Below are 14,617 nucleotides of genomic sequence, written 5' to 3' on the forward strand. Positions count from 1 at the left end.
GCCTTTGAATGTCCGCCACATCTCGACCGGTTCACCCTTTGAAGAACAGATCGGATATAGCCGTGCTGTTGTTGCAGACGGCTGGGTCTTTGTTGCTGGGACAACCGGCTATGACTACGCGAATATGGTGATGCCAGAGAGCATTGAAGCGCAGTGCGCAAATGCGCTTGCAACGATTGGACAGGCGTTGGAGGAAGCTGGCAGTGGGCTGGATCATGTGGTGCGCGTGAATTACATCGTCCTGGACAAAACAGAATGGTCACGGTGCTGGCCAATTACGTCCAAAGCCTTTGCGATGGCGAAACCGGCGGCAACGATGATTTCAGCGCAGTTGCAAAATCCGGAAATGAAGATCGAAATCGAGGTGACTGCGCGGGTCCCCGCCTGAACCCGCTGGACCTTTCACCGCCGTTGGTGCATGGATAGGCAACGCAATCGGAGACGCGACATGAGCCTTGCTCACAACTTCAAACGTATCTTTACATGGTGGGATGGCCAATCTTTTGGAACCCAGCTTTGGACCAATCGCAATGGCACCAAGGTGGGCGAAGATGCAGAAGGCAACGTGTTTTACCGTAACAGCGACGACAGCCGCCGCTGGGTCATCTACAATGGCGAAAACGAAGCATCCCGCGTAGCGCCCGAATGGCATGGCTGGCTGCACCGAACATGGGATGAGCCACCGACCGAAGCCGCACTGCCCCGCAAAGAGTGGGAGAAGCCACATCAGGAAAACCTGACTGGGACAATGGCAGCCTACGCGCCTGCAGGGTCAATCCGCCGTGCCGCCCCGGTTGAGCGCTCTGACTATGAGGCATGGACGCCAGAATAGGGGGCTTGGCATGCGGCAGATTTTTGCTTCTTTCATCGCATCATCGTTGCTTGCCCTGCCACTCGCGGCACAAGAAATTGTAACGACACCTATCGAAGAAATCCCGCTGGATGAGCTGATCGGTCAACTGACCACAACGCCTGCCGAAGAGGAAGAAGAGTTCCTGACGACCTCGACCGAAGCGGTCATGCAAGAGGTCGCGACCGCACCCGGTGGTGAATTGCGCGTTCTGGATAAGCTAACCGGGCAGGTCAGTGATCTGTCGCTCGAAAAAGGTGAAACGGCGACGCTTGGATTCCTGTCTGTGAAGCTAAACGAATGCCGATACCCGATTGAAAACCCGTCGGGTGATGCTTTTACCCAGATTATTGTGCGCGATACTGACGGCACATTGTTTTCGGGTTGGATGCTAGCATCTGCACCGGCGCTGAACGCCATGGACCACCCCCGTTACGACGTGTGGGCGTTGCGCTGTATGACGTCCTGAGCGGATGGCAGAGGGCCGGGGCTTTCAAATGATGCCTCTTGTGCCAGTGCCTCGGTCAGTTTTGCACGATAGTGGTCACGGGGAATCTCTACGGCGCCCAGGCTTTCCAGATGTGGCGTGATGAACTGCGTATCAAAAAGCTGAAAACCGCCAAGGCGTAACCTATCGACGAGAAAGGCCAGGGCGACCTTTGACGCATCCGATGCGCGGCTAAACATGCTTTCCCCAAAGAATGCCGCCCCAATGGTGACGCCGTAGACCCCGCCGACAAGGGCCCTGCCATCCCAAACCTCAATTGAATGGGCAAAACCGTCTCCATGCAATTGGCAGTAAAGTGCAAAGATAGTGTCGTTGATCCATGTTTCATCGCGATCCGCGCAACCGCACAGGACGTCTTCGAATGCCTGATCATAGGTCACGTTAAACGCGCCACGCCGCAGTGTTCGTGCGAGGCTGCGCGAAATGCGAAAACCATCCAGCGGTAGGATACCGCGCATGCGGGGGTCAACCCAGAACACCTCTGGATCGTTGCGTCCTTCAGACATGGGAAAGACCCCGACCTGATACGCCTGCAAGAGCAGGTCCGTGGTCAGGGTGGGGCCGCTATCCTTCACCGCCCTAGGTCAGGTTTTCTTCAAGCCAGTGTTCAAGCCAGTGGATGTTGTACTCACCGGTTTGTACGGCTTCTTCTGCCAAAAGCGCATGGAAAAGCGGCACCGTTGTGTCGACACCATCCACGATCAGCTCACCCAATGCGCGTTCCAATCGGGCGAGCGCCTCGGGACGATCACGCCCGTGTACGATCAGCTTGCCGATCAAACTGTCGTAGTAAGGTGGGATGCGATAACCGTCATAGAGCGCCGAATCCATGCGCACACCCAAACCACCGGGTGCGTGGTATTGTGTGATTGTGCCCGGGCAGGGTGCAAAGTTGGGTAGTCGTTCGGCGTTAATCCGTACTTCAATGGCGTGACCGTTGATTTTGAGATCGTCCTGCCCGAATGACATCGGCATGCCGGACGCCACGCGCAATTGTTCGCGCACCAGATCGACGCCAAAGATGCCTTCGGTCACAGGGTGTTCGACCTGCAAACGCGTGTTCATTTCGATGAAGTAGAACTCGTCATTCTCAAACAGGAACTTCGATCGTGCCTGCGCCGATATAGTTGATCTTGGCCACGGCATCGGCACAGACCTTACCGATCCGGTCGCGCAATTCCGGTGTGATGCAGGGCCCCGGTGCCTCTTCAAAGACCTTCTGGTGGCGGCGTTGTAGCGAACAATCGCGCTCACCCAGATGGACCGCATTGCCTTTGCCATCGCCGAACACCTGAATTTCGATGTGGCGCGGCGTGGTCAGGTATTTCTCGATGTAAACTTCATCATTGCCAAAGGCGGCTTTGCCCTCGGCACGCGCCGAATGGAACGCCTGTTCCATATCGGCGGCGGTTTGTGCCACTTTCATGCCGCGGCCACCGCCACCAGCGGTTGCCTTGATGATGACCGGATAACCGATCTCTTCGCCGATACGCTGAGCGTCTGCCAACGTCGGGACGCCGCCATCAGACCCGGGTACGCATGGCACACCGAGGTCCTTCATAGTGTCTTTGGCGGTGATCTTGTCACCCATGACGCGGATATGTTCGGCTGTGGGGCCAATGAATGTCAGGTCGTGGTCCTCAACCGCCTGAACAAAGGCGGCGTTTTCGGACAGGAAGCCATAGCCGGGGTGGATGGCCTGCGCGCCTGTAATCTCGCAGGCGGAAATGATCGCGGGGAACGACAGATAGCTTTGCGCGGATGATGGGGGGCCAATGCAAATGGCCTCGTCCGCCATACGTACGTGCATGGCGTCCGCATCGGCGGTTGAATGCACAGCAACAGATTTGACGCCCATTTCGCGACAGGCACGCACGACGCGGAGGGCGATTTCGCCTCGGTTTGCGATAAGAATTTTATCGAACATGGGACCGCCCTTATTCGATAATCACGAGGGGTGCGCCAAATTCGACGGGCCCGCCGTCTTCGACCAGAATCCGCTTGATCGTCCCGGCACGCGGGGCAGGGATGTGGTTCATTGTCTTCATGGCTTCGATGATCAAGAGCGTATCGCCCTCTTTCACCGCAGCGCCGACTCTTGTAAAGGGTGCGGCATCCGGCTCAGGCGCCATGTAGACTGTACCAACCATCGGGGACGTGACCGCACCAGGATGGCTAGCTGGATCAGAGTTGTCAGCGGCCGGGGCAGCAACTGGGGCTGCAAAGGTGTTGCCGCTGGCGCAATGGCGGTGGCGGCAGGCGTTGCCGCTGGCACGTTTGCTTGAACAACTGTCTGGGTTTGTCTGCTTACACGCACGTTCAGGCTGTCATTCTCGCCGTAGTCGCGTTTGACTTGGAGTTCTGTCAGATCGTTGTCACGTAGCAGTTCGGCCAATGCCGCAATAAAGCTGACGTCGCTGTCATGAGAGGTTTTGTTGCCCATTTTGTCCTCGGCCGGTTGCCCATATTATTGGCGCTTTCACGACGTTACGTCACGAAGCATCAAAATGCTTATAGGGCAAGCTGGCGAAGGTGGAAAGCATCGCCGCCCGGAAAAAGACTATGTGTCTTTGGTCGTGCTGTCTTCCGTCGGTGCCAGCGTATCTGCAACGGTGGCGGTGTCTGCAGCTTCACCATTTTCATAGGGCAGCATTGGCACATCATAAGGGCGCAGGGTCCGCTCTGGCGGTGCGATTTCAGCAGGGTTTTCGGGGAATTCAGATCCTGAAAGCCGGGCTGTCACCACTTGCGCAATGAAGGGCTTATCTGCCGGAAGGGTTGCACTGTTATCTGCGCTTTCTACAGCTTGGACCTTGGTTGTGATCGCGCGTGGTAAAACCGGGGCGGTCGCCGTGACAGTGGCTGCGGGTGTCGGAATATTAAGTGCTGTATCCATTTGTCTAGCTCCGTAAAAACGAGAACGTTGCCTGTTAAGATTCGCTTTTTCGGATTACCAAATAGTTAATCGCAGAGAGGCTATTCTCTGCGATTTTAGATTAACTGGTGAACCTGATCAGATCGCGAGGTATTGCGCGCGCAGGTCTTCGTTCTCCAGCACTTCTTTTGCCGAGCCATCAAAGACGACCTTGCCGATATCGAGAATGACAGCACGGTCAGCGAGTTTGAGCGCCGCAACTGCGTTCTGCTCTACGATAACCGTGGTGATGCCCTGATCCCGGATGACACCAAGCGTCTTGGCGATCTCTTGCACGATCACGGGGGCAAGGCCCTCATAAGGTTCATCTAAAAGTAAAACTTTGATGTCACGCGCCAAAGCACGGGCGATCGACAACATCTGCTGTTCGCCACCCGAGAGCGTAACGCCCTCTTGTGTGCGGCGTTCACCCAAACGCGGGAACAGGTCATAAATCCGCTCCAACGACCACCCGTGTGGGGGGCGATCTGGGCCAATTTCAAGTTCTCTTCGACAGTCAGACCGGGAATGATGCGACGATCCTCTGGCACCAAAGAAATCCCATTGGCAGCGGCTTCGTGGCTCTTCATCTCGTGCAGTGGCTTGTGATCAAGCCAGATTTCGCCATGCGTAAGCTCGGGATCATCAAGGCGGGCGATGGTGCGCAGGGTCGAGGTCTTGCTTAGGCACCATTGCGACCCAGCAGAGCCAAAATCTCACCTTCATGGATGTTGAAGCTGACGTTTTGCACAATGTAGCTTTCGCCGTAATACGCCTCGATTTCCCAAACGCTCAGATAGGCAGGGTGGGTGGCGGCATTGTTGGCGTGTTTGTTGAAGGGTGCGTTCATTTCAGTGTCTCCTCCCGGATCATCGTTTAGCACGACGGTCTGGGTTAAACTTGCGCCTCGCCAAGATAAGCTTCGCGGACCTTGGGATGACCTTTGATGTTGTCTGGTGTGTCTTCGACCAATGGCGTGCCTTGTGCCAGCACGGTAATCCGTTCGGCCAGTGAGAAGACCACGTTCATGTCATGTTCGATGATTGCCATCGTGATCCCGCGCTTTTCGCGGATTTCCTTTAGCAGGCTGATCGTGTTTTGCGTATCGGCCCGCGCCATGCCCGCGGTTGGTTCGTCCAACAGCAGCAGCTTGGGATCCTGCACCAGACACATTGCCATTTCCAGACGTCGCTTGTCGCCACGTGACAGGCTGGAGGCGACCATGTCTTTCTTCTCAAGCATGTTCACATCGGAAAGAATGGCATCTGCCTGTTCCTGAATATCCCTTTCGGCAAAGATGCTTTCGATGGCATGCATACGAAATGCGCCGTCGCGCTTGGCAAAGCAAGGGATCATGACGTTTTCAAACACGCTCAGATCACCGAAGATCTCTGGCGTTTGAAACACCCGGCTGATCCCCATTTGATTGATCTCATGCGGTTTTCGCCCTAGCACGGATTGCCCGTCAAACATCACTGATCCGCTGTCGGGGATCAGCTTGCCGACCAGCACGTTCAACAAGGTTGACTTGCCTGCGCCATTGGGACCGATGATGGCGTGCAAGCTGCCTTCTGCGACGCTCAGGTTCACGTCACCCAGCGCTTGCAGGCCGCCGAACCGTTTGTTGATGCCTTTTACTTCTAACAAACCCATCTGTTTGTCTCCTTATTCGGCTGGTTCAGTGGCGTTTGGCTTGGCGTTTTCCGGTTTTTTCCGGCGGAAGACCCCTGCGATTTTCTGACCACCTTGGACCAGACCACCGGGCAGGAAGATCACGACAAGCATGAACACAATGCCAAGTGTCAGGTGCCAGCCCTTACCGATGAACGGATAGACCATCGCAACCACGAAATTTTCCAACCCGTCGGGCAGGAAAGCAAACCAACTGTGCAGGATTGTTTCATTGATCTTCGAGAAAATGTTCTCGAAGTATTTAATCATACCTGCGCCCAGGACCGGGCCGATCAATGTGCCCGCACCGCCAAGGATGGTCATCAGCACGACCTCACCCGAGGCCGTCCACTGCATACGTTCCGCACCAGCCAATGGGTCCATCGAGGCCATCAGCCCACCTGCCAGACCCGCATACATGCCCGAAATCACAAAGGCTGCCAGCGTGTAGGGCCGCGCGTTCAGACCGGTATAGCTCATCCGGGTCTGGTTTGATTTGATCGCACGCAGCATCATGCCAAACGGTGACCGGAAGATGCGGATCGACATGTAGAATGCAAAGATCAAGAAGAGCGCCGCAAGGTAGTAGCCTGCATTGAACGTGAATAACCAGGCACCGACTTCCCACTCAAAGCTTGATCGCATTTCCAGACCAAAGAGGGCGGGGACAGGGATGTTGCCCGTTGCGGTCTGCGACACACCAAAGATACGGGGATCATCAAGTGCCAGTTGTAGCCCGGTTTCGCCACCAGTGATCGGTGTCAGAACCGAATAGGCCAGCGCAAATGACATTTGTGCAAACGCCAGAGTGAGGATCGAGAAATAAATTCCGGATCGCCGCAACGAGATATACCCGATGATGAGCGAGAAAAGGCCTGCAATCACAACACTAATCGCAATCGTAAGCAGCACATTCATGCTCAGCAGTTTGAACATCCAGACCGCGCCATAAGACCCGGCACCCAGGAAGGCGGCGTGGCCGAATGAGAGGTATCCGGTCAGGCCGAAGAGGATGTTGAAGCCAATGGCGAAGATCCCAAAGATCACAAAACGCTGCATCAGGTCCGGATAACCCGCGTTGAACTGCGCCATTTCAGACCCTTCAGGGAAGGGGTTCAGGATGAAGGGTGCGAGCATCGTCAGACCGATCACGATCAGCAGCAGCCGGAAGTCTTTCTTTTCAAGTCCGAGCATTGGCTTACTCCTCCATCACGCCTTTGCGGCCCATCAGGCCACGCGGACGCGTCAACAGAATGATAATTGCAACAAGGTAGATGATGATCTGGTTGATGCCGGGCAGGAAGTCGATAACGGCTGACATGGATGCAAAGCTCTCCAAAATCCCCAGCAGGAACCCTGCGGCGACAGCACCTGGCAACGACCCCATACCGCCGACAACCACCACCACAAAGCTGAGCACAAGAAAGTCCATACCCATATGATAGTTGGGCGAGTTGATAGGTGCGTACATCACACCCGCCAGCCCTGCCACCGCGGCCGCGATCCCGAACATGATCGTGAACCGCTTGTCGATGTCGATGCCAAGGATGCCTACCGTTTCACGATCGGCCATGCTAAGCCCGGACCACCATCCCGAAGGTGGTGAATTGCAAGAAGGCAAAGACAGCACCGATGATGAAGACCGAGAAGAAGAAGTAGACAAGGCGCCAGTAGGGGTAGCTGATGGCGTTCGGCTCAAATCCAAGGATGACACCAAAGTCGAATGCGCCAACGAAAGCTTCTGGTGCGGGTGTTGGAATGGGGTTGGCACCGTAGAAATATTTGACGATTTCCTGGATCACGATCGCCAAACCAAAGGTCACGAGGATCTGGTCGGCATGTGGGCGCTTGTAGAAGTGCTTGATCAGGCCGCGTTCCATGATGAAACCAATGGCCACCATCACAGGGATCGCGATCAAGATCGAAATTGGGACGGCCCAGTCGATGATCGCATCACCGGCGGCTTGCCCGAACATATCGTACAAGTAAGGAACATCGACCTGAAGCGGGTTGCCCAGAAAGTCAGTGCGTGTTTCATCAATGACCTTGTGGCTCAGTGTCAGCAGGTTGCTGACCGTCACGGCCACAAAAGCACCCAGCATGAACAGGGCACCATGGGCAAAGTTCACAACGCCAAGCGTGCCAAAAATAAGCGTCAGACCCAAGGCAATCAGCGCATATGCGGAGCCTTTATCAAGCCCGTTAAGAATTTGAAGAATGAACTGGTCCATCTGGTGACCTCTGATCAGTTGTGGGGATGCACAATAGGTGCGCGTGATGACGCCACTGCCCATGACTGGCGTTGCATGACCCTATGGTGTGCAGGTCACCCATGGTTTGGGTGACCTGCGCCTGTTTTGTTTATGCGCCTGGGTTACAGGAGCCCAATGCACCACCGGCAAACTGCGGGTGATCTGCTGGATATGTGACCTGTGCAGCAGGTGTGACTTCAACGATTTCAAGAAGGTCGAACTCGTTGTCTGGGTTCTCTTTACCCTTCACGACCAGCACGTCTTTGAAGCACTGGTGGTCATCGCCACGGTACAGCGTTGGGCCGTTACCCAAGCCGTCGAACTCAAAGTCCTCGAGCGCTTCGTCAACCGCACATGGGTTGAACGAACCGGCGCGTGTGACCGCATCTGCATAGAGCAGTGTCTGCACGTAGCATGTGTGCGCCGCCTGCGATGGTGGGAAGCCGTACTTTGTGCCGAACGAACGGACAAAGGCTTGCGAACCAGCGTCTTGCAGTGACCAGTGCCAGTTTGTCGAACCGAAGATGCCTTTAACGTTGGCACCCGCACCTTTCGCCATCAGGCGAGAGTACAGCGGAACAACGATTTCAAAGTTCTGGCCGTTCGCTTGCGCATCGCGCAGACCAAACTGAACTGCGTTGGTCAGCGAGTTCACCATGTTACCGCCGTAGTGGTTCAGAACCAGAACGTCAGCACCAGAGTTCAGAACAGGCGCAATGTAAGACGAGAAGTCCGTCTGTGTCAGCGGTGTCAGCACCGTGTTCACAGTTTCCCAACCCATGGCTTCCGTGGACGACTGCACAGCTTCCTGTGTGGTGTAGCCCCAGTTATAGTCCGCGGTCAGGTGATAGGCTTTCCGGCTGTTGCCGTAAGCGGCCTCAAGCACCGGTGCCAGCGCCGCGCCAGACATATACGAGTTAAAGAAGTGACGGAAACCATTCGCCCGCTTGTCTTTACCGGTAGTGTCGTTGGAGTGGGTCAGACCCGCCATAAAGATGATGCCAGCCTCTTGGCAAAGCGCCTGCACAGCCACGGCCACACCAGAGGATGACCCGCCGGTGATCATGATTGCGCCGTCTTTTTCGATCATCGAACGGGCAGAAGCACGCGCAGCGTCAGATTTTGTCTGCGTATCACCAGTTACATATTTTACTTCGCGACCCAGGATACCTGTGCCATCCAGCGCCTGTGACGAGAATGTGGACATCATGCCACCGTCGCCGCCACCATTCAGGTGCTCAACCGCCAACTCATAAGCGCGCAGCTCGTCTGCGCCTTCGTCAGCATATGGACCCGTTTGTGGCACGTTGAAGCCCAGAATGACTTCACTGTCGCCTGGCGCATTTGTGTATCCGGATTCTTGCGCACTCAGATACTGCGGCAGAGCAAGGCCCGCACTGGCAACCATACCAGTTTTGAGCACGCCACGACGCGAGAAATTTGATTTGGACATTATTATCCTCCCTAAAGATTGAAGCGAGTTGGACCAGTTCGCCCAACCCGCGCGCACTTTGCAGTACTTCACCACTTTGGGTGACGGTGATCCTTTCCGACAACAAACCATTGAGAGCACTAGACTAATTTGTAAAATTATGAACAAGTATCATTTAGAATCTGTAAGACTTTTTTCTTGCGCCCGCAGAAAGCCACTGAAACCAATAGGGGAATTCGCCTTGCCCAACCAAAGACTCGTAGGATCCCGTATTCGCGAGAAGCGGCTCGACCGGGGGTTGAAGCAAGCATCTGTCGCGGAAACAGTTGGTATCTCACCATCTTATTTGAACTTGATAGAGCACAATAGGCGCAGAATCGGCGGAAAGCTACTCGCTGATCTTGCGCGTGTGCTTGAAGTAGACACGGCGCTTTTGGCCGACGGCGTCGATAACGAGACACTTGATCAGATGCGCAGTGCTGCCGCCAATATGAGCAGTACTGTTGAAGTAGATCGGACCGAGGAACTGGCCGCGCGTTTTCCCGGCTGGGGTGCTTTGATTGCAGCTCAGGCACGGAAAATTGCGGCATTGGAAGAAAGAGGGCGGGTTCTGACAGATCGTATTGCCTATGATCCGCAACTTGCCGGGTCGCTGCACGAAGTGATCTCGGCAGTCAGTGCGATCCGCTCATCAGCTTCCATTCTGGTGGGACCAGAAGACTTGGATCAGGATTGGCAGCGCCGGTTTCATGAAAATATTCACAATGACAGTGTGCGTCTGGCCGACAGTAGTGAAGCGCTGATTGCCTATCTTGAAGCCCCAGAGGGCGTCCTTGAGCAGTCGGGTTCTCCGTTTGAATTGGTGGAAAGCTATCTCGAAGGTAGCGGGTTTCACATTGCTGCGTTGGAAGAGGGGGCCAGCCCCAATGCTGTTTTGCGCGATGCCGGGCTGGATGGGCCCGCCAAAACCGTTCTTTATGATGTTCTACAAGGCTATGCAGCGGATGTTGCGAAGCTACCACTTGCCCCATTTGAAAAAGCATGTCGCAAGCATAACTACGATCCAGCAGTTATTGCCCAGGTCTTTGGGGTGCCTTTGTCGGTTGTCATGCGGCGTTTGGCGCAATTGCCGCCGCACAAACGGCATCCGCCAATGGGACTGGTGATCTGTGACGCAGCAGGTGCTTTGACGTTCATTAAACCCGTGCCCGGTTTTACGATGCCACGATCCGGCGGGGCCTGCCCGCTGTGGCCGCTTTATGGTGCGCTCAGCAGGCCTTACCAACCGATCCGCATGGATGTTGAGATGCCGGGGGCCAACGCAACGCGCTTGTTGTGCTTTGCTTTGGCGGAGCCCAATGGCCCCACACCGTTTGACGCGCCGCCAGCTTTGCAAAGTATGATGTTGGTCATGCCAGACCCGCCTGAACCGGCGACTGTCCCCAATCCCGTTGGTGTTTCTTGCCGGATTTGCCCACGCAGGCAATGTGCCAGCCGCCGGGAACCAGCGCTTCTGGGAATGAACCTGCAAACAGAGCTTTGACAGCACCCTCGTTTAGCGTGATAGTTGTATGAGGGGGCCCCTTTTTGCCAAAGGGGAAAGTCGACAGGGAGGCGATGAAATGGGCAAACGTGTCCTTTTGATCGAAGATGAGCCAAATATTATCGAGGCGATCAGCTTTATACTCTCACGTGACGGTTGGACCGTGCATACCCATGAAGATGGAACATCCGCGATGGACAAGGTTCTGGCTCTGCCGCCGGACGTCATTATCCTTGATGTGATGCTGCCGGGGCGTAGCGGGTTTGATATCTTGCGCGATTTACGCGGCCACGATGTGACCAAGCAGACGCCTGTTATGATGCTGACGGCGCGGGGTCAGGACAAGGACCGGGATCTGGCCATGCGCCTTGGCGCAAATCTGTTCATGACAAAACCTTTTTCCAACAGTGAAGTGCGCGATCACGTGCGCCACCTGATGGAGGCATGAGCCGCACGCCACCATCTTCTGTCTTTCTTCAGCGAGCAAGCTATCGCCAAAGACGCATCAGGGATGCCGCCAGGTTTATTCCCTTCCTTGGCATCACACTGTTTGCAATTCCCCTCGCGTGGACCGATGGTGCGGCCCAGGATGAAATTGACTCAACCGCTTTGCTTTATGTCTTTGGTGCTTGGGTCATTTTGATTGTTTTGACTGCTGCCTTGTCTGGCTTGATGCGCGATGACGCAGCGCAGCACACGCAGGACCCGCTAGACGAATGATGTCGTTCAATGCCCTTCTTGTAGTGGCGCTGGGCTATGTTGTTTTTCTTTTTGCAATTGCCTTCATCGCTGAACGACGCGCGGCAAATGGCCACTCGAACTGGCTGACCTCGCCATGGATATATACCCTATCGCTCAGCATCTATTGTACCGCCTGGACCTTTTATGGTGCAGTCGGTTATGCCGCCCGTTCGGGGCTGGAGTTTGTGACGATCTACCTCGGCCCAACCCTTGTCATGGTCGGGTGGTGGTGGGTCTTGCGCAGGTTGGTGCGGATCGGCCGGGCACAGCGCATTACGTCAATTGCTGATCTTGTATCATCCCGTTTTGGCAAATCGACACAGTTGGGAATGATTGTCACTGTTATTTCGGTTATCGCAGGCACACCTTATATTGCGTTGCAGTTGCAATCCGTCACTTTGTCTTTTGCCGTCTTCGCCCAAAGTGAAGGGGCCAGCTGGAACCAGCCTGATTTTGTCGCCACTTCGATGTGGGTGGCTGTTGGTCTGGCCGTCTTCACGATCATTTTTGGGACACGCAACCTTGACGCCAATGAACGTCACCATGGCGTCGTGATCGCGATTGCGGTTGAAGCGGTTGTCAAACTGTTGGCGTTGGTCGCAGTGGGGGTCTTTGTTGTGTGGGGCATTGCCGGTGGTCCGGGTGAGATGCTGAACCGGATTGACCAATCCGACATCGTGTTGTGGAACGAAGACAGCGGGCGCTGGATTAGCCTCATCTTCCTGTCTGGTGCCGCTTTTCTATGCCTGCCACGCATGTTCCAAGTGCTGGTTGTAGAAAACGCTGATGAGCGCCACCTGCACATCGCGAGTTGGGCATTCCCGCTTTATCTGTTCATGATGAGCCTTTTTGTCGTGCCCATTGCCGTCATCGGTCTTGATCTGCTGCCCGCGGGCAGCAACCCTGACCTCTTTGTTTTGACCGTCCCGCTGAGCGAGGGGCGTGATGGTTTGGCGGTGTTGTCATTTCTGGGTGGTTTTTCGTCGGCAACGTCGATGGTCATTGTGGCGACGATTGCATTGGCCACGATGGTCTCGAACCACATTGTCGTACCGATCTGGCTGAGTGTGCAAGCCAATCAACAGGCTGTCATGTCCGGTGACGTGCGCAATGTCATCCTGCTGGCCCGGCGCTTATCTGTGGCTGGGATTATGGCACTGGGGTTTTTGTACTACCGTATGTCAGGTGGTGGGACAGCGCTCGCGGCCATTGGTTTGATTTCGTTTACAGGTGCTGTGCAAATCCTGCCTGCAATGATCGGTGGTATCTTTTGGCGGGGGGCGACCGGTATCGGTGCTGCCGCAGGGCTGATTACCGGCTTGGTGATCTGGATGTGGACATTGTTCCTGCCCAGCTTTGGTGTTGATGCGGTCATCAGCCAGGCGGTGTTGGAAGAGGGGCTTTACGGTATATCCTGGCTGCGACCACAAGCGCTCTTTGGGGTGAACGGGCTGGATCCTTTGGTGCACGGGATTTTGTGGTCGATGCTGTTGAATTCTGCGATGTTCGTGATCTGTTCTTTACTGACGTTTCCGGCCCCGCTGGAACGGTTGCAGGGTGCGCAGTTCGTCAACGTCTTTGAACACTCTACTGCCGCACCCGCCTGGTCGGGGGCTGCAACAGGTGCCGAGGATCTGCTGATCATGGCCCAGCGGATCATGGGCAGCAAAGAAGCGCAGGCGCTTTTCACGCAAGAGGCCGAACGCCAAGGTAAGGTCGGCTATCTGCCCGAGGTGACACCGGATTTCATTGAACGGCTTGAACGGGTTTTGGCCGGTTCTGTAGGTGCCGCAACGGCCCATGCCATGATCGGGCAGTTGATCGGAGGCAGCAATGTTTCGGTCCAAGACCTGATTGCCGTGGCCGATGAAGCCGCGCAAATCCTTGAATACTCGAACCAGTTGGAAGCGAAATCGCAGGAACAGGAACGCACAGCACGTGCCCTGCGCGCGGCCAATGACAAGTTGACGGCGCTATCGATCCAGAAAGATGCTTTCCTCAGTCAGATCAGCCACGAACTGCGAACCCCGATGACGTCGATCCGGTCGTTTTCGGATATCCTGCGCGATGGCGAGATGAGCGATGAGCAGGGGCGCTATGCCAGTATTATTCATGATGAGGCCGTCCGGTTGACCCGCTTGCTGGATGATCTGCTGGATTTATCGGTGCTTGAAAACGGTCAGGTTGAGTTGCGCGAAAACACGGGCAACCTATCAGACCTGCTGGACCGCGCGGTGCGTGCGGCAGGCACCCATGATGGGGTATTGGAGATCCAACGTGACCCAAACCACGAAGGTCTGCAGCTTGTGACTGATCTGGACCGCCTGACGCAGGTATTTATCAACCTGATCGCAAATGCGCGTAAGTATTGTGACGCTGACGACCCAAAGCTTCAGATTAAGGTGCATCAGCATCGAGATGCATATGTTGTTGATTTCATGGACAATGGCAGCGGAATCGCCCCCGAGAACCAGGATTTGATCTTTGAAAAATTCTCGCGCGTGGCGGACGGATCAAAAGCAGGCGGGGCTGGTCTGGGCCTCGCCATTTGCCGAGAGGTCATGCACAGACTGGGCGGCGACGTGTCCTATCTGTCGCAACCTGATGGCGCAGCCTTTCGTGTGCGGCTGCCGCGGGCGAAATCCGTGGCGGCGTTAGAGAAAACGTAACCAGTTTTCGCTATCACTGCGACGGAGTATCAGTGGC

13 protein-coding genes and 5 pseudogenes are annotated in these 14,617 nt (G+C 55.4%); 7 read left to right on the forward strand and 11 right to left on the reverse strand.

Translation table 11 applies throughout. The features are described 5' to 3' along the window. The first annotated feature begins 4 nt into the window (after positions 1–4). Genes QTO30_RS01190 through QTO30_RS01200 form a run of 3 tightly spaced genes read left to right on the forward strand, consistent with a single transcriptional unit; the run spans position 5 to position 1,319 of the window. Entirely contained in the window at positions 5–388 is a 384-nt protein-coding gene (locus QTO30_RS01190) for a RidA family protein (RefSeq protein ID WP_340421950.1), read from the forward strand. A gap of 60 nt (positions 389–448) precedes the next feature. Further along, positions 449–832, forward strand: coding sequence for an NADH:ubiquinone oxidoreductase subunit NDUFA12 (locus QTO30_RS01195; RefSeq protein ID WP_340421952.1), 384 nt, complete (start codon positions 449–451; stop codon positions 830–832). 10 nt (positions 833–842) lie between these two features. Next, the gene (locus QTO30_RS01200) at positions 843–1,319 is read left to right on the forward strand and encodes a DUF2155 domain-containing protein (protein ID WP_340421954.1); all 477 of its coding nucleotides are present in this window, start codon (positions 843–845) and stop codon (positions 1,317–1,319) included. On the opposite strand, the gene aat is transcribed toward QTO30_RS01200, so the two are convergent. From aat to QTO30_RS01245, 11 genes and pseudogenes are all read right to left on the reverse strand, one after another. Beyond that, complete coding sequence (aat, locus tag QTO30_RS01205; RefSeq protein ID WP_340421955.1) at positions 1,283–1,933, reverse strand: leucyl/phenylalanyl-tRNA--protein transferase; 651 nt, start codon at positions 1,931–1,933, stop codon at positions 1,283–1,285. The two genes, QTO30_RS01200 and aat, sit on opposite strands and share 37 nt — an antisense overlap. Positions 1,934–1,937: 4 nt before the next feature. Further along, positions 1,938–3,285 (reverse strand): annotated as a pseudogene (gene accC / locus QTO30_RS01210) (acetyl-CoA carboxylase biotin carboxylase subunit). Between the two features lie 10 nt (positions 3,286–3,295). Further along, positions 3,296–3,801 (reverse strand): annotated as a pseudogene (accB, locus tag QTO30_RS01215) (acetyl-CoA carboxylase biotin carboxyl carrier protein). A 117-nt stretch (positions 3,802–3,918) separates the two neighbouring features. Next, positions 3,919–4,254, reverse strand: coding sequence for a hypothetical protein (locus QTO30_RS01220; RefSeq protein ID WP_340421957.1), 336 nt, complete (start codon positions 4,252–4,254; stop codon positions 3,919–3,921). Positions 4,255–4,371: 117 nt separating this feature from the next. Continuing rightward, positions 4,372–4,940: pseudogene (locus QTO30_RS01225) on the reverse strand (ABC transporter ATP-binding protein). 14 nt (positions 4,941–4,954) lie between these two features. Beyond that, positions 4,955–5,122: a hypothetical protein gene (locus tag QTO30_RS22000; protein WP_445327121.1), complete on the reverse strand. Its 168-nt coding sequence runs from the start codon at positions 5,120–5,122 to the stop codon at positions 4,955–4,957. A gap of 44 nt (positions 5,123–5,166) precedes the next feature. Beyond that, positions 5,167–5,391 carry a hypothetical protein gene (locus QTO30_RS22005; protein WP_413785274.1) on the reverse strand — a complete coding sequence of 75 codons (225 nt, stop codon included), beginning with the start codon at positions 5,389–5,391 and terminating at the stop codon, positions 5,167–5,169. A 15-nt stretch (positions 5,392–5,406) separates the two neighbouring features. Further along, positions 5,407–5,925, reverse strand: a pseudogene (locus tag QTO30_RS01230) (ABC transporter ATP-binding protein); the annotation flags it as partial. Between the two features lie 12 nt (positions 5,926–5,937). Continuing rightward, positions 5,938–7,137 (reverse strand): branched-chain amino acid ABC transporter permease, encoded by a 1,200-nt coding sequence (locus QTO30_RS01235; RefSeq protein ID WP_340421960.1) that lies wholly within the window; start codon positions 7,135–7,137, stop codon positions 5,938–5,940. 4 nt (positions 7,138–7,141) lie between these two features. Beyond that, positions 7,142–8,174 (reverse strand): annotated as a pseudogene (locus tag QTO30_RS01240) (branched-chain amino acid ABC transporter permease). 130 nt (positions 8,175–8,304) lie between these two features. Further along, positions 8,305–9,648: a substrate-binding protein gene (locus QTO30_RS01245; RefSeq protein ID WP_340421963.1), complete on the reverse strand. Its 1,344-nt coding sequence runs from the start codon at positions 9,646–9,648 to the stop codon at positions 8,305–8,307. Between the two features lie 220 nt (positions 9,649–9,868). Here QTO30_RS01245 and QTO30_RS01250 point away from each other — a divergent pair, with 220 nt between their 5' ends. The 4 genes from QTO30_RS01250 (at position 9,869) to QTO30_RS01265 (ending at position 14,580) form a co-directional block, all read left to right on the forward strand. Beyond that, a complete protein-coding gene (locus QTO30_RS01250) occupies positions 9,869–11,170 on the forward strand; it encodes a short-chain fatty acyl-CoA regulator family protein (RefSeq protein ID WP_340421965.1) in 1,302 nt (433 codons plus the stop codon). 79 nt (positions 11,171–11,249) lie between these two features. Beyond that, positions 11,250–11,618, forward strand: coding sequence for a response regulator transcription factor (locus tag QTO30_RS01255; RefSeq protein WP_340421966.1), 369 nt, complete (start codon positions 11,250–11,252; stop codon positions 11,616–11,618). Then, a complete protein-coding gene (locus QTO30_RS01260; RefSeq protein WP_340421968.1) occupies positions 11,615–11,890 on the forward strand; it encodes a hypothetical protein in 276 nt (91 codons plus the stop codon). The genes QTO30_RS01255 and QTO30_RS01260 overlap by 4 nt, the downstream gene beginning before the upstream one ends. Beyond that, positions 11,887–14,580: a sensor histidine kinase gene (locus QTO30_RS01265; protein ID WP_340421970.1), complete on the forward strand. Its 2,694-nt coding sequence runs from the start codon at positions 11,887–11,889 to the stop codon at positions 14,578–14,580. The genes QTO30_RS01260 and QTO30_RS01265 overlap by 4 nt, the downstream gene beginning before the upstream one ends. Positions 14,581–14,617 lie beyond the last annotated feature (37 nt).

Source organism: Yoonia sp. GPGPB17, assembly GCF_037892195.1.
GTDB lineage: Bacteria > Pseudomonadota > Alphaproteobacteria > Rhodobacterales > Rhodobacteraceae > Yoonia.

Coding starts and splice junctions, on each gene's coding strand:
- QTO30_RS01195 (WP_340421952.1), top strand. CDS start 449: ATGAGCCTTGCTCACAACTTCAAACGTATCTTTACATGGTGGGATGGC.
- QTO30_RS01200 (WP_340421954.1), top strand. CDS start 843: ATGCGGCAGATTTTTGCTTCTTTCATCGCATCATCGTTGCTTGCCCTG.
- QTO30_RS01220 (WP_340421957.1), bottom strand. CDS start 4,254: ATGGATACAGCACTTAATATTCCGACACCCGCAGCCACTGTCACGGCG.
- QTO30_RS22000 (WP_445327121.1), bottom strand. CDS start 5,122: ATGAACGCACCCTTCAACAAACACGCCAACAATGCCGCCACCCACCCT.
- QTO30_RS22005 (WP_413785274.1), bottom strand. CDS start 5,391: ATGGCGCGGGCCGATACGCAAAACACGATCAGCCTGCTAAAGGAAATC.
- QTO30_RS01235 (WP_340421960.1), bottom strand. CDS start 7,137: ATGCTCGGACTTGAAAAGAAAGACTTCCGGCTGCTGCTGATCGTGATC.
- QTO30_RS01245 (WP_340421963.1), bottom strand. CDS start 9,648: ATGTCCAAATCAAATTTCTCGCGTCGTGGCGTGCTCAAAACTGGTATG.
- QTO30_RS01255 (WP_340421966.1), top strand. CDS start 11,250: ATGGGCAAACGTGTCCTTTTGATCGAAGATGAGCCAAATATTATCGAG.
- QTO30_RS01260 (WP_340421968.1), top strand. CDS start 11,615: ATGAGCCGCACGCCACCATCTTCTGTCTTTCTTCAGCGAGCAAGCTAT.
- QTO30_RS01265 (WP_340421970.1), top strand. CDS start 11,887: ATGATGTCGTTCAATGCCCTTCTTGTAGTGGCGCTGGGCTATGTTGTT.